The 16,739-nt window shown below is 68.1% G+C and carries 16 protein-coding genes; 6 read left to right on the forward strand and 10 right to left on the reverse strand.

What is annotated here, in order from left to right; all coding sequences use genetic code 11:
* Positions 1 to 8 precede the first annotated feature (8 nt).
* Positions 9 to 2,282: a xanthine dehydrogenase family protein molybdopterin-binding subunit gene (locus BZF61_RS06440; RefSeq protein ID WP_086617856.1), complete on the reverse strand. Its 2,274-nt coding sequence runs from the start codon at positions 2,280 to 2,282 to the stop codon at positions 9 to 11.
* A 3-nt stretch (positions 2,283 to 2,285) separates the two neighbouring features.
* Complete coding sequence (locus BZF61_RS06445; RefSeq protein ID WP_211276726.1) at positions 2,286 to 3,305, reverse strand: Mrp/NBP35 family ATP-binding protein; 1,020 nt, start codon at positions 3,303 to 3,305, stop codon at positions 2,286 to 2,288.
* Positions 3,306 to 3,435: 130 nt separating this feature from the next.
* Here BZF61_RS06445 and hflK point away from each other — a divergent pair, with 130 nt between their 5' ends.
* The 3 genes from hflK to BZF61_RS06460 all read left to right on the forward strand — a co-directional run bounded on the left by hflK (position 3,436) and on the right by BZF61_RS06460 (position 7,104).
* The gene (gene hflK, locus BZF61_RS06450; RefSeq protein WP_086617858.1) at positions 3,436 to 4,548 is read left to right on the forward strand and encodes a protease modulator HflK; all 1,113 of its coding nucleotides are present in this window, start codon (positions 3,436 to 3,438) and stop codon (positions 4,546 to 4,548) included.
* A gap of 4 nt (positions 4,549 to 4,552) precedes the next feature.
* The gene (gene hflC, locus BZF61_RS06455) at positions 4,553 to 5,398 is read left to right on the forward strand and encodes a protease modulator HflC (protein WP_086617859.1); all 846 of its coding nucleotides are present in this window, start codon (positions 4,553 to 4,555) and stop codon (positions 5,396 to 5,398) included.
* A 176-nt stretch (positions 5,399 to 5,574) separates the two neighbouring features.
* Positions 5,575 to 7,104, forward strand: a complete 1,530-nt coding sequence (locus tag BZF61_RS06460) for a Do family serine endopeptidase (RefSeq protein ID WP_086617861.1) — start codon at positions 5,575 to 5,577, stop codon at positions 7,102 to 7,104.
* Between the two features lie 72 nt (positions 7,105 to 7,176).
* Here the strand turns inward: BZF61_RS06460 and BZF61_RS06465 are convergent, their stop codons facing one another.
* The 4 genes from BZF61_RS06465 to BZF61_RS06480 form a co-directional block, all read right to left on the reverse strand.
* Positions 7,177 to 9,348 (reverse strand): transglycosylase domain-containing protein, encoded by a 2,172-nt coding sequence (locus tag BZF61_RS06465; RefSeq protein ID WP_086617863.1) that lies wholly within the window; start codon positions 9,346 to 9,348, stop codon positions 7,177 to 7,179.
* A gap of 122 nt (positions 9,349 to 9,470) precedes the next feature.
* A complete protein-coding gene (gene msrB / locus BZF61_RS06470) occupies positions 9,471 to 9,878 on the reverse strand; it encodes a peptide-methionine (R)-S-oxide reductase MsrB (protein WP_086617864.1) in 408 nt (135 codons plus the stop codon).
* A gap of 129 nt (positions 9,879 to 10,007) precedes the next feature.
* The gene (locus tag BZF61_RS06475; protein WP_086617866.1) at positions 10,008 to 10,676 is read right to left on the reverse strand and encodes a glutathione S-transferase family protein; all 669 of its coding nucleotides are present in this window, start codon (positions 10,674 to 10,676) and stop codon (positions 10,008 to 10,010) included.
* Between the two features lie 67 nt (positions 10,677 to 10,743).
* On the reverse strand, positions 10,744 to 11,091 hold the full coding sequence (locus BZF61_RS06480) for a hypothetical protein (protein ID WP_086617867.1): 348 nt from the start codon (positions 11,089 to 11,091) through the stop codon (positions 10,744 to 10,746).
* A 110-nt stretch (positions 11,092 to 11,201) separates the two neighbouring features.
* Between BZF61_RS06480 and BZF61_RS06485 the strand changes: the two genes are divergently transcribed.
* Complete coding sequence (locus BZF61_RS06485; RefSeq protein WP_086617868.1) at positions 11,202 to 11,591, forward strand: VOC family protein; 390 nt, start codon at positions 11,202 to 11,204, stop codon at positions 11,589 to 11,591.
* 67 nt (positions 11,592 to 11,658) lie between these two features.
* Here BZF61_RS06485 and metW read toward each other — a convergent pair whose 3' ends face one another.
* Both metW and metX read right to left on the reverse strand, forming a co-directional pair.
* Entirely contained in the window at positions 11,659 to 12,246 is a 588-nt protein-coding gene (metW, locus tag BZF61_RS06490) for a methionine biosynthesis protein MetW (RefSeq protein ID WP_086617870.1), read from the reverse strand.
* Entirely contained in the window at positions 12,243 to 13,343 is a 1,101-nt protein-coding gene (metX, locus tag BZF61_RS06495; RefSeq protein WP_086617871.1) for a homoserine O-acetyltransferase MetX, read from the reverse strand. Before metX ends, metW begins: the two co-directional genes overlap by 4 nt.
* Positions 13,344 to 13,451: 108 nt before the next feature.
* On the opposite strand from metX, the gene BZF61_RS06500 reads away from it, so the two are divergent.
* Positions 13,452 to 14,549 (forward strand): pyridoxal phosphate-dependent aminotransferase, encoded by a 1,098-nt coding sequence (locus BZF61_RS06500; protein WP_086617873.1) that lies wholly within the window; start codon positions 13,452 to 13,454, stop codon positions 14,547 to 14,549.
* On the forward strand, positions 14,546 to 15,454 hold the full coding sequence (locus tag BZF61_RS06505; RefSeq protein WP_086617875.1) for a prephenate/arogenate dehydrogenase family protein: 909 nt from the start codon (positions 14,546 to 14,548) through the stop codon (positions 15,452 to 15,454). The genes BZF61_RS06500 and BZF61_RS06505 overlap by 4 nt, the downstream gene beginning before the upstream one ends.
* A 55-nt stretch (positions 15,455 to 15,509) precedes the next feature.
* Here the strand turns inward: BZF61_RS06505 and BZF61_RS06510 are convergent, their stop codons facing one another.
* Entirely contained in the window at positions 15,510 to 16,202 is a 693-nt protein-coding gene (locus BZF61_RS06510; RefSeq protein WP_245804529.1) for a lysophospholipid acyltransferase family protein, read from the reverse strand.
* On the reverse strand, positions 16,199 to 16,732 hold the full coding sequence (locus tag BZF61_RS06515) for a YdcF family protein (RefSeq protein ID WP_086617876.1): 534 nt from the start codon (positions 16,730 to 16,732) through the stop codon (positions 16,199 to 16,201). Before BZF61_RS06515 ends, BZF61_RS06510 begins: the two co-directional genes overlap by 4 nt.
* Between the last annotated feature and the right edge of the window lie 7 nt (positions 16,733 to 16,739).

Genomic DNA, 16,739 nt, shown 5'->3' on the forward strand with positions numbered 1-16,739 from the left:
TGTCCGGGTCATACGCCGTCCGAAAGTAGGGGCAGTCGTCTCAGCCGCAAGCCTGTAGCCGAAAACAGCGCATTGGCAATCGCGGGCGGCGCGACCACCGCCCCCAGCTCGCCCGGATCGGCTGGCGGGGCCTGGCTGTCCATGAATTCGATGCGCATGTCCGGGCAATCGGCCAGCGTCGGCAGGCCGAGCCTGTCGTAATCCTGGCTCTCGGGCATCCCGCCGCGCAGCCTGAGCGGGTTGGCGAGCGCGATGCCGATCCCGAACACCAGCCCGCCCTCGATCTGCTGCCGGGCGATGTCGTGATTGATGATCCGGCCGATATCGACAGCGGCGGCAAGCTCGGTGACGCGCACCCCGCCCTCGCTCTGGCGGGCGGTGGCGACGCAGGCGATCCGCGCGGCCTCGGGCCCCTCGCCGAGCCGCGCGACCGCCAGGCCCTGCCCGCTCTGGTCGAGCCCGCCGTTCCACCCGGCGAGCTGCGCGGCGCGTTGCAGGCACGCCGCCAGCCTTATGTCCTTGCCGAGCATCGCGATGCGGAAGGTGAGCGGCTCGCGCCCGAACTTGGTGGCGATCTCGTCGATGAAGCTCTCGATGGCAAAGGTGGTGGGGCCCCAGGCATTGCCGCGCACCCGACCGACCGGCAGATCGATCGCGGCGGGCACATGTTCGACGAACACGCCGGGCACTGCGTAGGGCGGCACCGCCCCCTCGCAGGCCATCGGATCGGGCACGCCGTTCGTCGCCCGGATTGCGGCCATGCTGGTGAGATTGCCGAACAGGCGCTGGCCGAATTGCCTTGCGGCCGAAGGGGTTGCAATACGCACATGCAGCGCGTCGATCGCCCCGTCCTGGCTTTTCGATAGCTGCGCGCCGAGCAGCAGCCACGCCGGTGCGCGCGGGCGCGCGCGGATCAGCTCGTCGCGGCGGGACCAGGTCAGCTGCACCGGGCGATCCAGCTGCCTGGCGATCTGCGCGATCTCGATCGCATGATCATGTTCCAGCCGCGCATCGAAGCTGCCCCCGGCGGGCATGGGATAGAGCGCCACGTCCTCGGTCGAGATGCCGATCGCCCGGGCCGCAGCGATGCGTGCCTGTTCGGGCGCCTGGGTCGCCATCCACAGATCGAGCCGCCCGTCGACGAAGCGCGCCGCCGCGCAGGCTGTCTCGACCGGCGCGGCATAGGCCGGTTCGACTTCGTAGCGCCGCCCGATGTCGACCCGCCTCAGCGCCTCGCGCCCGAAGCCGGTCTCGGCAATCGGAAAGGCCTCGCCCCCGGTCAGCAGGGTATCGAGCTTGGCGGCGATCTCGTTGCTGCTGACCGGGGCGGCGGTCGACCATTTGGGCTTCATCGCTTCGAGCGCGGTATCGGCGCTCCACCACGTCTCGGCGGCCACCGCGAGCCAGCGTTTGCTTTCGACGATCCCGACCAGACCCTTGATCCCGGCGGCGGCATCGCGGTTGAACCCGACCAGTTCCGAACCATCGACGGGGCCGTGGCGAATTGCCGCAAAGACCATCCCGGGCAGGCGCACATCCCCGGCGAAGCGGTAGGAGCCATCGACCTTGGAGGGCAGATCGAGCCGCGGGAAGGCCGGCGGGTCCTCGGCATCGGCGGGCAGGGGCTTCTCGCGCGGAGGTTCGGGCCGCAGCGGCGGAGGATCGGGCGGGGCATGGTCAGCCGCCGCCTCGGCCAGCTCGCCGAAACGCGCACGGTGGTTGCCATGCGTGACGAACCCGCCTTCGACCGCGCATTCCTCCCAGGCCACGCCCCAGCGCGCGGCGGCTTCCTGGGCCAGCATCGCGCGCGCGGCGGCCGCCGCCTCGCGGCAGGGCATTTCATAGGCGGCAAGCGACGTCCCGTCTGCGGTGGCGTTGAAGCGCTGCGCGCCGGCGAAGCGTTCGGCCATCAACCTGTCGGTAGCGGGCGCAAGGCCGGCAAAGCTGGGATCCCACAATGCGATCCACTTCTGCGCCAGCGGGACATTGCCATAGGCCCCCGACACCGGCGCCGGCTCGACCGCGATCTGGCGCCAGTCCGCCCCAAGCTCCTGGGCGACGATCTGCGGCAGCAGGGTGGTGATGCCCTGCCCCATCTCGAGCTGCGGCACGGCGACCGTCACCACACCATCGGAAGCGATCTTGAGCCACGCGCCGAACACATGCTCGCCCCGCGCGGCGACCAACGGCGTGCGATAGGCGCGCGGTATCAGCCACCACGCCACCAGCAGCCCCCCGCCTGCTGCCGCCCCTGCCAGCAATCCGCGCCGCGAGATCTGCATGGCTCAGAGCTTCCCGGTAGCCAGCCAGCTTGCCAGCTTTTCCGCAATCGCGCGGAACGGCGCGGCGGTTTCGTCATCGCCGGCGGCGGGCGGTTCGCCCTTGTCGCCCGCGATCCGTGTCGCCAGCGTCAGCGGCACCCGGCCGAGGAAGGGGATTTCCAGCGCGGCGGCGAATTTCTCTACCCCGCCGCTGCCGAAGGGATCGCTGATATGGCCGCATTCGGGGCAGCAATAGCCCGCCATGTTCTCCACCAGGCCGATGATCGGCACCTCGCCCTGTTCGAACAGCTGGCCCGCGCGCGCGGCATCGATCAGCGCAAGATCCTGCGGGGTCGAAACCAGCACCGCGCCATCGGGCTTGTGCGCCGAGAGCATCGACAATTGCACATCCCCCGTCCCCGGCGGCAGATCGACCAGCAGCAGTTCGGTATCGCCCCAGTCGGCATCGACCAGCTGGGTGAGCGCCTTGCCCGTCATCGGCCCGCGCCAGGCCAGCGCCTTGCCGGGCGCGACGATGTGGCCCATCGACAGCACCTTGACCCCGTAAGGGCTGTCGATCGCCACCAGCTTGTCGCCTTCGGGCGTGACGGAAGGCTTGATGCCCTCGGTCTTGAGCAGCTTGGGCTGCGAGGGGCCGTAGATGTCGCCATCGATCACCCCGACCTTGCGTCCCAGCCGCGCCAGCGCGACCGCGAGATTGGTGGTGAGGGTGGACTTGCCGACCCCGCCCTTGCCGCTGCCGACCGCAATCAGCCGGACGCGGCGCCGCTCGCCGGTCAGCGCGACGCGGACCTCGTCGATCTCTGCCAGCGGGGCCAGCGCGGCGGTGATGTCGGCTTCCAGCGCGGCGCGCGCTTCGGGCGCGAGATCGCCGGCTTCCGCGACGATCACCGCGCGGCGGGCAACGATCCGCGCCGAGCGGACGCGGTGGTTGATTTCGGAGCTGAGGGCGGCACGGATCGTCGCTTCCTCGGCACCAGGTGCGCGCGGGGGATGGCGGCCGGGATCAGGCGGGCTGTTCATGCCTCCCGCCTCTACCATCAAATTCCGTCAGCCAACCCCTGTTTTTCGCTCAAGGGATACTTATAAGGGCAATATGCAAAGACATGACGGCTGGAGAGAACGTCTTGGCGCTGCCGCGCGCGGCCTTGCCATGGCTGGCAAGAATCCCTGGGGCAAGACCGGCCCGGATGAAGGCTCCGGAGCAAACGAACCGCGCGCGGATGCGCCGGGCAGCGACAAGCCCGGCGGCGGCGAGAGCGGCCCGCGCAATCCCTGGCTGCCCGGCGGCGGTGAAGCCGGCAGGCGGCGTTCGGCCAGCATTGACGATATCTTCAAGAACCGTGGCCCCGCAGGCCCGCGCCGCACAGGCGGCGGGCCTGGCGGCCCGAGCTTCCGCTTGCCCGAACGACCGGGCGGCAAGAGCTGGGTGCCGGTGATCATCGGCGCGATCGGGCTGATCTGGGTCGCGGTCACCAGTGTCCACTTCATCCAGCCCGGCGAGCAGGCGGTGGTGACATGGCTGGGCGGCAAGTATGCCGACACGCTCGATTCCGGCACCAACATCACCGCGCCCTGGCCGATCCACATGGTGGAGAAGGAAAATGTCGCGCAGATCCGCTCGGAAAACATCCCCGGCACCAATATCGAAAAGCTGATCCTCACCTCCGACCAGAATCTGGTTGATCTGAGCTACCTGATCCGCTGGAACATCTCCGATCTCACGCTTTACAAGTATCAGCTGGATGATCCGCGCAACGCGCTGCTGGAAATCGGTGAGGCGGCGATGCGCGCCGCCGTGGCGCGCAAGAAGCTCGACGAGGTGCTCACCGGGGAAGGCCGCGCCGAGATCGAGCAGGACGTGCGCGAGCGGATGCAGGCGCGGCTCGATGCCTATCGTTCGGGCATCACCGTGCAGGGCATCGAGATCAACAAGACCGATCCGCCCGCGCGCGTGGAAGAGGCCTTCAAGGACGTGTCTTCAGCCCAGCAGGATGCCGATGCCGCGATCAACCGCGCCCGCGCGGTGGCGCAGCAGCTGCTCGCACGGGCGCAGGGCGATGCCTCGGAGTTCAACAATATCTACGAGCAATACAAGCTTGCCCCCGAAGTGACCCGCCGCCGGCTCTATTACGAGACGATGGAATCGATCCTGTCCAAGACCGACAAGACCATCGTCGAGTCCGGCAATGTCATGCCCTACCTGCCGCTGCCCGAAGTGAAGCGGCGCTCGCAGGCTCAGCCCGCGCGGCCGCAGGGAGAATGAGGCGATGAACCGCTTGATGCAGAATTACAAGGCGCTGGCGATCGGCACGGTTGCGGTGGTGGTGGCGCTGCTGGCCAGCATCGTGATCGTGCCCGAGACCCACCAGGCGGTGGTGATCCGCACCGGCCAGCCCGACCGGGTGTTCAACCGGTTCCGGCCCGATGCGCCCTATGGCCAGACCGGGGCGGGGATCAATTGGCGCATTCCCTTCGTCGAGCAGGTGCAGATGATCGACCGCCGCGTGCTCGATCTTGATATGGAGCGCACCCAGGTGCTCTCCAACGATCAGCAGCGCCTGCAGGTTGATGCCTATGCCCGCTATCGCATCATCGATCCGGTGCGGCTGGTCGAGCGGGCCGGGAACGAGCGCCAGCTCGAAAGCCAGCTGCTGCCGATCCTCACCTCGGTGGTGCGACAGGAGCTCGGGCGCCGCCCGTTCGCTTCGCTGATTTCCGCCGAGCGGGGGACGGCGATGGCCAACATCACCAAGGCGCTCGACCGGCAGGCGCGCGAATATGGCGCGCAGGTGCTCGACGTGCGGATCAAGGCGGCGGACCTGCCCGAAGGCCGCCCCCTCGATGCCGCCTTCACCCGGATGGAAACCGATCGCCAAGAGGAAGCCGCCACGATCCGTGCGGCCGGCCAGCGCGATGCCCAGATAATCCAGGCCAAGGCCTCGGCCGATGCTGCCGCGATCTATGCCGAGGCCTATGGCAAGGATCCGGAGTTTTACGATTTCTATCGCGCGATGCAGAGCTACCGGCAGACCTTCCTTGCCGGCGAGGGGCAGAGCACCATGGTGCTCTCGGAGGACAGCGAATATTTCCGCCAGTTCCGGGGCAAGAAGTAGGTCGTTCGACGGGCGACGATTGGCGTCCGGCGAAGCGCTGCGAGCGTTCAATTGGCGTTCAGGCGACGAGCGCTGAATCGGGGCCGCCTGACCGCAATCAGGCGGCATGGGGACAGATCGAGGAACGCCGGGGCTGCCTTGCGCATTCCGGACACGAGAATAAGGATCAAGAGGACGTGAAAAAAGTGCGCTACGTTTATGGACTATCGAGCGCGCTGCTGGTGGGCGGCGCGACGGTCTCGCTGATCACCGGCCAGCCTCTCGGCGCGCAGGTGGCGCAGAACGATGATGCGGTGATGGACCGTGTGGTGCCGGTCGCCGGCGCACCCGCGAGCTTCGCCGATCTCACCGCGCAGCTCCAGCCTGCGGTGGTCAACATCTCCACCCGTCAGCGGATCGAAGTCAGCAACAACCCCTTCGCCGGCACGCCCTTTGCCGACCTGTTCAGCCGCCGTGGCGGCGTTCAGCCGCAGACGCGCGAGGCCCAATCGCTGGGTTCGGGCTTCATCATTTCGGCTGACGGCTATGTTGTCACCAACAACCACGTCATCAATCCGCCCGACACCCGCGCCAAGCTGGAATCGATCTCCGTCACTCTGGCCGACGGCTCCGAATACGAAGCCGTTCTGGTGGGCGCGGATGCCGCCTCCGACCTCGCGGTGCTCAAGATCCGCGCCAACAAGACCTTCCCCTTCGTGCGCTTCGGGGATTCGAGCGCAGCACGGGTGGGCGACTGGGTGGTGGCGATCGGCAATCCCTTCGGCCTCGGCGGCACGGTCACCAGCGGGATCATCTCGGCGGTCTATCGCAACACCGGCCAGGGCGGTGCCTATGATCGCTACATCCAGACCGATGCCAGCATCAACCGCGGCAATTCGGGCGGCCCGCTGTTCGACATGCGCGGCAACGTGATCGGCATCAACAATGCGATCTTCTCGCCCTCGGGCGGCAGCGTGGGGATCGGCTTTGCGATCCCGGCCGAAATCGCCGCTCCGATCGTCGAAAAGCTCAAGGCCGGCCGCGAGATCGAGCGCGGCTATCTCGGCGTCGGGTTGGCTCCGATCAACGAGGACTTTGCCGCCTCGCTCGGCCTCGAGAAGCGCCGCGGCGAGTTCGTGCAGACCGTGCAGGACGACAGCCCGGCCGCACGTGCAGGCATCAGGCCGGGCGACATCATCACCCGGGTCAACGGTAAGGAGGTGACCGCCGACCAGACCGTCTCCTTCCTCGTCGCCAATCTCCAGCCGGGCGCCCGGGTGCCGGTCGAACTGCTGCGCGACGGCAAGCAGATCGCCGTCAACGTCACGCTCGGCAAGCGCCCGAGCGAGGCGGAGCTGAGCCAGCAGACCCAGACCTTCGATCCCGATGCCGAGGAGCCGATGGCTCCGGGCACCTCGGACGGCACGATTGAGGACAGGCTCGGCCTGCAGGTGATCCCCTTGACGGCGCAGATCGCGCGCTCGCTCGGGGTGCCGGTGGAAACCAAGGGCGTGGTGATCAGTGCGGTCGATCCCAATTCCGATGCCGCCCGCAAGGGCCTGCGCCGCGGCGATATCATCCTGTCGGCCAATTATCAGGATGTCGCCAGCGTCGAGGCGCTGCTGGCGCAGGTCAAGGCGGCGACCGCCGAAAAGCGCGAGGCGCTGCTGCTGCGTTACCAGCGGCGCGGGCAGCCGCCGGTCTTCGTCCCGGTCCGCCTGCGTTAAGCTGCCGCGCAGCCCGAACGAAAAGGGCGCCGGGGGCAGTTCCCGGCGCCTTCTTTCGTGGGCCAGACCGCATTACTGATCCGGCGGCGGACGGGTCGCCTGCGGCTGCGGCGGGCGGCGCTGTTCGCGCGGGGGCCGCGGCAATTCGCCCCCGGTCGCCTCTTCGAGGAAATCCTGGCTGGCCGCCGGGGGGGCATCGCGCAGGCGTTCGCCATCGGGGCCGAAGGGGCTGCGGCTCGGCTCGCGCCGGACGGGCTCGACCAGATTGCCCTGCTCGTCGATGAAGTAGTAATCCTCGGGTGCGCCGAACATCGCTTCCTCGTCCGGCTCCATCTGCCATTCGGGCAGCTCGACCGTGGTCTCGAACGCCTCGACGGGGCGATCCTTGACAGCATGGCGCATGAAGGCGGCGAAGGCCCGCGCCGGGGCGCGGCCACCCTGCAATCCGGGCACCGCCTTGGCATCGTCGCGTCCCATCCACACGCCGGTGGTGATCCCGCTGGAAAAGCCAATGAACCAACCGTCCTTGTTCGACGAGGTGGTGCCGGTCTTGCCCGCCACTGGCCGCCCGATCTGCGCCGCGCGGCCGGTCCCGGTCTGCACCGCGGCCTGAAGCAGGTCGGTCATTCCGGCGACCACATAGTCGGCCACCAGCGCCTGCTCGTTCGTGGTCTCGTGGCGGTAAAGCACCTCGCCGCTGGCGGTGGTGACCTTGGCGATGCCGTAAGGCTCGACCTTGATCCCCTTGGCTGCGATCGCCGCAAAGGCCTGCGTCAGCTCGATCAGCCGGACTTCGGACGAGCCGAGCACCATCGAAGGATAGGTCGCCACCGGCGAGGTGATCCCGAAGCGCTTGGCCATCGAAGCGACCGTGCCGAACCCGACCTCGTTGCCGAGCTGCGCTGCGACGGTGTTGATCGAAAAGGCAAAGGCGGTGCGCACATCGGTTTCGCCGATATATTGCCCGGTGGAGTTGCGCGGGCTCCAGCCGTCGATCGTCACCGGCGCGTCGGTAACCGTGTCCTCGGGCGTGTAGCCCGCCTCGAGCGCGGCGAGATAGACGAACAGCTTCCACGCGGACCCCGGCTGGCGCATCGCGGCGGTGGCGCGGTTGTAATTGCTGGCGACGTAGTCGGTGCCGCCCACCATGGCGAGGATCGCCCCGTCCCGATCAAGGCTGACCAGCGCGCCCTGGGCATTGGCCGGCGTATTGGCCTCGATCGCCGCGGTGGCGGCGCGCTGCATCCCGATATCGAGCGTGGTCCACACCTCGATCGGCTCGAAGGTCTCGGGCAGGATGATGTCGAGCTGCGGCAACACCCAGTCGGTGAAGTAGCGCACCGAGTTCTGGGACGTCTGCTCCTTGAGCTGCACCTCGGAGACGTCAACCGAGGCCTGATCGGCCGTGATATAGCCCTGCTCGCGCATCAGCCGCAGCACCACCTTGGCGCGATCGACCGCGGCCTGAGTATCGGCGGTGGGCGAATAGCGGCTCGGCGCCTTGACGAGGCCGGCGATGATCGCCGCCTCGCCCACCGACAGCTCATCGGCAGGATGGCTGAAGAACTTGCGGCTGGCCGAATCGATGCCGTAGGCGCCGCCGCCGAAATAGACCTTGTTGAGATAGAGCTCGAGGATCTCCTCCTTGGAGAACTTCCATTCGAGCGCCATTGCCAACACCGCCTCGCGTGCCTTGCGGTCGGGGGTGCGGTTGTTGTTGAGAAACAGGTTGCGCGCGAGCTGCTGGGTGATGGTGGAGGTGCCGCCGATCCGCGCCCGCTCGCCCAGCGCATATTCGGCCACCGCGCCCACCAGACGCACCGGATCGACCCCGAAATGCGAATAGAAGCGCTTGTCCTCGACCGCGACCATCGCGTTTTTCATGGTCTCGGGGATTTCCGCGAAATCGAGCCATTCGCCGAAGCTCGGCCCCAGCTCGACGATCTCGCGCCCGTCGCGGGCGCGCACGATGATGGTCTGGCCGGGCTGGGTCGCCCGGAGTTCGGCAAAGCTGGGGAGCGAGCGGGCCGCGAAGCCGACCGCGAAGCCGAGGAATATCACCGCCAGCAAGGCCAGCAGACCACCGGCAATCGCCCCGCGCCTGAGCCAGACGCGCCAACGCGCGGGCGCTTCGCCGCCGGCGCGCGCCCCGCTGCGCGCGGCAGGCCCCTCGGCGCGGTGCGCCGCAGCCCGGCGGCTGCCGCGGGCACCTTTGTGCTGTAACCGGTCACCCCGCTTGGACATGGACTTCAGTTCAATCCGTTAAGGCCCGTCGCAAACGGACGACGCGTGCCTGCCTGCATAGGCGAGTTGTAACCGCGGGTGAACCGGCCTTGCATCATCGTCCCCCGCTGCGGTGTGCCGGTTCAGTCCGCGGCCGGGGTGAAGACCAGCGCTGCCGAATTGATGCAGTAACGCAGACCACCGCGTTCGGGCGGGCCATCGGGAAAGACGTGGCCGAGATGCCCGCCGCATTTGCCGCAGCGCACCTCGGTGCGGATCATGCCATAGGAGGTGTCGCGGTGCTCCTCGATCACCTCGTCATCGGCCGGGCGGGTGAAGGCGGGCCAGCCGCAGCCGCTGTTGTACTTGTCGGTGGAAAAAAACAGCTGCGTGCCGCAGGCGGCGCAGTGATATTCGCCCTCCTCGAAGAACTTGTCGTATTCGCCGGTGAAGGCGCGCTCGGTCCCCGCCTCACGCAGCACGTGATATTGCATCGGGGTGAGCCGCGCGCGCCACTCGGCATCGGTGATGGTGCGGGGATCGTCGGTCATGGTCTGTCCTCTCTGGCGGCCACTATATCGGGGCATCGCCGAGGAACCGCAAGGCTGCCCGCCCCTCCGCCGCGATGCGACCCGCGGGCGCGCGAGCGGGGCTTTGGCCCATCGCCGGGTGTGCGGCTGTCAGCAATCGAGCAGCGCGTAATGCGCGGGCGGCTGGATGGAGTCCATCCGTTCGGTCAGCAGCGGACGGAAGCTCGGACGGCTCTTGAACACGGCATACCAGCCGCGCGACTGTTCATGCCCAGACCAGTCGATGCCGCCGAGGTAATCCGCGACCGAGATCTGCGCCGCCGCCGCCAGATCGGCGAGGCTCATGGTCGAGCCGGCCACCCACGGGCGGTTGTCGATCAGCCAGTCGAGATAGTCGAGATGGCCATGCGCCAGCTTCATCGCGTTGCGCAGCGCGCCGCTGTCGGGCGGCTGGCGCAGGATGCGCTTGCGCATCCGTTCCGACAAAAGCGGCGCGGTGACATCGGCGTAGAAGTTCTCGTCGAACAGCGCGACCAGCCGGCGGATCTCGGCGCGCTGGGTGGCCGTGCCGTTGATCATCGGCGCGCGTTCGACCGTCTCCTCGAAATACTCCGCAATCGCCCGGCTGTCGGCGAGGGTGATGTTCCTGTCCGGATTGACGATCACCGGCGTGCGTCCGGCCGGATTGAGGTTGAAGAACATGTCGGACGCGGCCCAGGGGTCTTCGCGTACGAGTTCGAAGGGGATGTTCTTTTCGCTCAGCAGCAGCCGGATCTTGCGGCTGAAGGGGCACAGCGGGAATTGATGGAGAAGCCACATATGGCCTTATCCTGTGCCGCAATTCTTTGCCCGAATCCAGCATCCCGCGCCGGTAACAGGGGACGAATCAGATCCCCGAAGCGGCAAGCATCGAAAGACACGACGGCATGATCTTGCCGACCTCGCTACCGGCGGTGAGTGCCTGAGCCTCGCTGTTCGCCAGCGCGCTGATGGCGGCGCGGTCACGTCCGGTCGCATCCATCAGCTGCGCCATCGCCCGGACGAAGAATTCGCGCCCGCGCGTGCCCAGCTGCGGCCAATTGAGCGCCTCGGCCTCGCCCCTGGCCTGCCCGCCCGAAACCAGGGCGAAGGCGACGGCACAGCGCAGCAGCGCGCGGTTCTCTTGCGAGAGCGGTGGCGGCTGGGCCGGAGCGGCCTGGAGCGCGAGTGCGGCGGCGAGATGCGAGATCGGCATGGCTTTCCCTATGCCTCGCAAGATGAACCTGTGGCTACTGCAATTCGCATTGCGGGGGTGCAAAATCCGTCCTAATCCGCAACCCGTCCTGAGAGAGGAGACAGATACCCATGTTCAGTCACATCATGGTCGGAACCAATGATTTCGACCGCGCCAAGGCCTTCTACGATTCGGTGCTGGCCACGCTCGGCGCCGGACCCGGCTTCATCAATGTCGCCGCCACCGGCCACAAGCGCGCCTTCTGGATGCACAATGGCGGGACCTTTGCGATCACCGAGCCGATCAACGGCGAGCCGGCCACCCGCGCCAACGGCTCGACCATCGGCTTTGCCTGCGACAGCCTCGAACAGGTCAAGGCCTTCCACGATGCCGCCGTCGCTGCCGGCGGCAAGTCGATCGAAGACCCGCCGGGCCCGCGCACGGGGCCGATGGGCACGCTCAATCTCGGCTACGTGCTCGATCTCGACGGCCACAAGCTGTGCATGTTGCACCGCGCCTGATGTGAAGGGGTCACGCGCGTGGCCCCTTCGGGGCGGGTGGGTCTGCGCCCTCGCAGCCGGGCGCAAACTACCTGCTCAACTCGAAAACCGCGAATTCGGCGCGCCAGTTTGCCGCTGGCGCGCCGATTTGCTTTTCGCCCGAGAAGAACCACGCCCGCTCGATGGTCGCGCCCTTGGCCCGGGCGAGATCGCGGAAATCCTCGATCGTCACGTGGTGGATGTTCTGGGTCTCGTACCAGCTCACCGGAAGCGCCCGCGTCACCGGCATCCGTCCGCCGAACATCAGCGCCGCCCGCGTGCGCCAGTGAGCGAAGTTGGGGAAGGAGACGAAGGCCCGCCGCCCGACCCGCAGCAGCTCGTCGAGCATCCGGTCGGGCCGCGTTGCGGTTTGCAGCGTCTGGCTGAGGATCGCGTAGTCGAACGCCTTGTCGGGGTAATTGGCAAGGTCGATATTGGCATCGCCCTGCACCACGCTGAGGCCGCGCGCCACGCAGCGTTCGACCAACTCGCCGTCAAGCTCCATGCCGCGCGCGTCGCAACCGCTTGCGCTCTCCAGAGCGGCCATCAGCGCCCCGTCGCCGCAGCCGATGTCGAGCACCCGGCTGCCCGGCGCCACGTGCGCGGCGATCACGGCCAGGTCAGGGCGCAGCGTCACTCGAGGAAGCCCTTCACCACCCGGTCGAGCTGGTGGTGCTCGAGCAGGAAACTGTCATGCCCGTGCGGCGCGCTGAGTTCCACGAAGCTGACTTTCGCGCCGGCGGCGTTCAGGGCGTGAACGATGTGGCGGCTTTCGGCGGTGGGGTAGAGCCAGTCGGTATCGAAACTGACGATGCAGAAACGCGCCTGCGTGCCGGCAAAGGCATCCGCGAGCTTGCCGCCGTGCTCCTCGGCGATGTCGAAATAGTCCATCGCCCGGGTGATGTAGAGGTAGGAGTTGGCGTCGAACCGGCGGGTAAAGCCGCTGCCCTGATAGCGCAGATAGCTTTCGACCTGGAACTCGGCGTCGAAGCCGAAGCCCTTGGCCTCACGGTCTTGCAAGCGGCGGCCGAACTTCGCGGTCAGCCCCGCTTCCGACAGATAGGTGATATGCGCCGCCATTCGCGCCACGGCGAGGCCGTTGTCGGGCTTGGCCTCCGCCGCGTAGTAATCGCCCTCGGCCCAGGCGGGATCGGCCATGATCGCCTGCCGACCGACCTCGTGGAAGGCGATGTTCTGCGCCGAGTGGCGCGCGGTCGAGGCGATCACCAGCACACGGCTCGCGCGCTCGGGCCAGTTGGCGGCGAGGCTGAGCGCCTGCATTCCGCCCATCGATCCGCCGACCACGGCATGGAGGCGCGCGATCCCGAGCCCTTCGAGCAGCGCGATGATGCCGCGCACCATGTCGCGGATGGTGATGACGGGAAAGCGCATGGCATAGGGCCGCCCATCGGGGGCGAGGCTCGCCGGGCCGCTCGATCCCATGCAGCTGCCGATCACGTTGGCGCAGATCACGAAGTGGCGATTGGTATCGATCGGCTTGCCCGGGCCGACCATGCGTTCCCACCACCCCGGCTTGCCGGTGATCGGGTGCGGGCTGGCAAGATACTGATCCCCCGTCAGCGCGTGGCACACCAGCACGGCGTTCGCGGCGTCCGGCGCGAGCGCGCCATAGGTCTGGTAGGCGATTTCGCAGCCCTCCAGCGCCTGCCCGCAATCGAGCGGCAGGGGGTGCGGGATGCGATAGACCGGGGAGGCAGGCGCGGCGAGGTTCATTGGCCGTGCGACTTGGGGTAGCCCCCCGCCCATGTCAATCGCGCGCCCTCAACCGACCGCGTTTTCGCGCTGTATTCGCGCGGCCAAACTGGCTATCGCGCCACGCGCATGAGCAAGCCCGAACCCAAACCCTGGATCGCCCAGATCCACGCCTATGTTCCCGGCACGTCGACCTCGGCGGGCGGCAAGCGCCTGGTCAAGCTGTCGGCGAACGAGAACCCGCTGGGCTCCAGCCCGGCAGCGCTGGCGGCGCTGGCCGAGCGGCACGTGGCGGCGGACTATCCCGATCCCGATGCGCGGGCGCTGCGCCAGGCCATCGCCGAGGTCCACGGCCTCGACCCGGCGCTGATCGTGTGCGGCACCGGTTCAGGCGAGCTGCTGCACTGCGCGGTGCAGGCTCTCGCCGGGCCGGGGGACGAGGTGCTCATGTCGCGCTACTCCTTCTCGCTCTATCCGCTGCTCGCCCGGAAGGTCGGCGCGACCCCCGTTTTCGCCGCGCCCGAGGGTTACGGCGCGAGTGTCGACAACCTGCTGGCCGCTGTCAGCGAACGCACCAAAGTCGTCCTGCTCGACAATCCCAACAATCCGGTCGGCAGCTTCCTGCCTCCGGCCGAAGTCGCCCGCCTCCACGCCGGGCTGCCCCCCGACGTGCTGCTGGTGGTCGACGAGGCCTATGGCGAATATGTCGATCCGGCCTTCCAGTCCGCCGCCTTCCAGCTGGCCGCAGCGCATGAGAACGTCCTCGTCAGCCGCACCTTCTCGAAGGCCTATGGCCTCGCTTCCGAGCGGATCGGCTGGGTTACCGGCCCGGCCCACCTGGTCGATCTCGTCAACCGCCTGCGCGGTGCGTTCAACGTCTCGGCCAGCGGACAGAAGGCCGCGCTGGCGGCGCTTTCCGACCAGGCCTTCGTCGCCGCATCGCGCGCGCACAACACGCGCGAACGCGCCCGTCTGGCCGAGGCGATTGCGATGCTCGGCAACCACGGCATCTCCGCTTGCCCGAGCGAGGCCAATTTCCTGCTCGTCCATTTCGCGGGTGCGGTGACTGCCGAGCAGGCGCTCGCGGCCCTGGCGGACGCCGGCTATGCCGTGCGCCACCTGCCCTCGCAGGGCCTGCCATGCGCTTTACGCATCACCATCGGCACCACCGCGGCGGTCAGCGACGTGATCGCCACGCTCCGGCGGCTGTGCGGAGAGGCGGCATGACGATCCGCTCGCTCGCGATCATCGGCCTCGGCCTGCTCGGCGGCTCGATCGGGCTTGCGGTCAAGGCCCGCGGCCTGCCGATCACCACCACCGGCTGGGACCGCGACCCCGCTGTGCGCGCCCGGGCCGCGACACGCGGGCTGGTCGATACCGTCCACGACACCCCCGAGGCGGCCGTGGCGGATGCCGACCTCGTGATTCTGTGCGTCCCCGTCGGCGCGATGGGTGAGGCAGCACGGGCGATCGCCCCTGGGCTCCGGCCGGACGCGATCATCAGCGACGTCGGCTCGTCCAAGGCGGCGGTTGCTGCCGCGCTGGCCGAGGCGCTGCCCGGGGCCTGCATCATCCCCGCGCACCCCGTCGCCGGGACCGAGCAGAGCGGGCCGGACGCGGGCTTTGCCACCCTGTTCGTGGGCCGCTGGTGCATCATCACCCCGCCCGAAGGCGTCGATCCGGCCCGGCTCGAAGCCCTGTCGCAGTTCTGGACCAGCCTCGGCTCGAAGGTCGAGCTGATGGACGCAGGCCACCACGATCTGGTGCTGGCGGTCACCAGCCACATCCCGCACCTCATCGCCTACACCATCGTCGGCACCGCGAGCGATCTGGAGGAAGTGACCCAGAGCGAGGTGATCAAATATTCCGCGGGGGGGTTTCGCGACTTCACCCGCATCGCCGCGAGCGATCCGGTGATGTGGCGCGACGTGTTCCTGACCAACAGGCAGGCGGTGCTGGAGATGCTCGGCCGCTTCACCGAGGATCTCACCGCGCTGCAACGCGCGATCCGATCGGGCGACGGCGACACGCTGTTTGCTCTGTTCACCCGCACCCGCGCGATCCGCCGCCAGGTGATCGAGCAAGGGCAGGACGACGAACGCCCCGACTTCGGGCGGGACCACGGCGAGTGAGGGCCGTTTCTCGTGCTGTGAAGCGGCCTGGACCGCTTCGTCCGCGCCCACGCCCCTAGCCGTTCAGCGCGTTGATCGCCGCGTGGACCCGGGCCTCCACCTCCGCGCGCGGCAGGCCCGCGGGAATCGTTGCGCCGACCTTGTAGGTGATCCGCCCCGGGCGCTTGATCAGGTGGTGATAGAGCCGCCCGCTATCCACCGCGATCGGCACCACCGGCAGCCTGAGCAGCTTGTAGAGCCCGGCAAATCCCGCCTGGAGCGGCGGGCGGGCGCCGGGGGCGACGCGGGTGCCTTCGGGGAAGATCACCAAGGGGCGGCCCTGTTCCACCCGCTCCTTCGCCAGCGCCAGCATCTGCCGCAGGGTCTTGGCCCCCTCCTCGCGCGCCACCGGGATCAGCCCATAGACCTGCGCGGAGTAACCCCAGCCGGGGATGCGGAACAGCTCCTGTTTGGCGAAGACGGCAGGAAAGTCGAACAGGCGCGGGGTGTCGATCGCCTCGAAGAAGGCCTCGTGCTTGATGGCGATCAGCACCGGGCCATCGGGCAGTTCACCCTCGAGCACCACCGCGATGCCGAGCAGTTTCTCGGTGCACCACAGGTGCCATCGGCACCAAAGCCCGACGATGCCGCGCAGCCATCGCCGCCGCACCAGCACCGCCACCACCGAGGCGATCACCAGCAGCGCCGTGACACCATAGAACAGCACGTAAAAGGCGAAAGAGCGCAGCGCGGCGATCAGCGTGTTCAAAGGTCAGCCAGTCCCGCCGCGCGGCTTGCGATCAGCTTGTGATATTCGAGGAACAGTGTGCCCAGCTGCGGCTGCGAGGGCACCGCGTCGCGGATCACGGTGACATGATCGGGCAGCGCGCGGTCAAGCTCGCCGGCGGCGCGGCGCATGTGCCAGTCGGTGGTGACGAGACGCAGCGAGCGGATCTGGTTCTGCGCGACCCACTTGGCGATCTCCGAGGCGTTGGAACGGGTGTCAACCGCCTCATGGCCAAGCGTCACGCAGCACGCCATCTCCTCGGGCGAGACGGCGAATTCGGCGGCGAACTCGCTGGGCCTGACTTCGGGATCGACCCCGCTGACCAGCATCTTTTCGGCCAACCCCTGCGCGAGCACCTCCAGACCGCGCGCGATCCGCCCCGGGCCGCCGGTGGGCACGATCACCGCGTCGGTGCGCACGCCGTCTGGCGCCGGACGCGGAAGCGCGACCACGAACCACAGGAAACCGATCGCCCAGACGAGGAATAGCAGGGAGAAGATCCGGCGCAGCATCGCGGGC

This window comes from Erythrobacter tepidarius, from assembly GCF_002155695.1.
Taxonomy (GTDB): Bacteria; Pseudomonadota; Alphaproteobacteria; order Sphingomonadales; family Sphingomonadaceae; genus Erythrobacter; species Erythrobacter tepidarius.

Bases quoted from the DNA above. Each gene is read 5' to 3' on its own strand.
- BZF61_RS06440 (WP_086617856.1), bottom strand. From the start codon at position 2,282: ATGCAGATCTCGCGGCGCGGATTGCTGGCAGGGGCGGCAGCAGGCGGG.
- BZF61_RS06445 (WP_211276726.1), bottom strand. From the start codon at position 3,305: ATGAACAGCCCGCCTGATCCCGGCCGCCATCCCCCGCGCGCACCTGGT.
- hflK (WP_086617858.1), top strand. From the start codon at position 3,436: ATGGCTGGCAAGAATCCCTGGGGCAAGACCGGCCCGGATGAAGGCTCC.
- hflC (WP_086617859.1), top strand. From the start codon at position 4,553: ATGAACCGCTTGATGCAGAATTACAAGGCGCTGGCGATCGGCACGGTT.
- BZF61_RS06465 (WP_086617863.1), bottom strand. From the start codon at position 9,348: ATGTCCAAGCGGGGTGACCGGTTACAGCACAAAGGTGCCCGCGGCAGC.
- msrB (WP_086617864.1), bottom strand. From the start codon at position 9,878: ATGACCGACGATCCCCGCACCATCACCGATGCCGAGTGGCGCGCGCGG.
- BZF61_RS06475 (WP_086617866.1), bottom strand. From the start codon at position 10,676: ATGTGGCTTCTCCATCAATTCCCGCTGTGCCCCTTCAGCCGCAAGATC.
- BZF61_RS06480 (WP_086617867.1), bottom strand. From the start codon at position 11,091: ATGCCGATCTCGCATCTCGCCGCCGCACTCGCGCTCCAGGCCGCTCCG.
- BZF61_RS06485 (WP_086617868.1), top strand. From the start codon at position 11,202: ATGTTCAGTCACATCATGGTCGGAACCAATGATTTCGACCGCGCCAAG.
- metX (WP_086617871.1), bottom strand. From the start codon at position 13,343: ATGAACCTCGCCGCGCCTGCCTCCCCGGTCTATCGCATCCCGCACCCC.
- BZF61_RS06500 (WP_086617873.1), top strand. From the start codon at position 13,452: ATGAGCAAGCCCGAACCCAAACCCTGGATCGCCCAGATCCACGCCTAT.
- BZF61_RS06505 (WP_086617875.1), top strand. From the start codon at position 14,546: ATGACGATCCGCTCGCTCGCGATCATCGGCCTCGGCCTGCTCGGCGGC.
- BZF61_RS06515 (WP_086617876.1), bottom strand. From the start codon at position 16,732: ATGCTGCGCCGGATCTTCTCCCTGCTATTCCTCGTCTGGGCGATCGGT.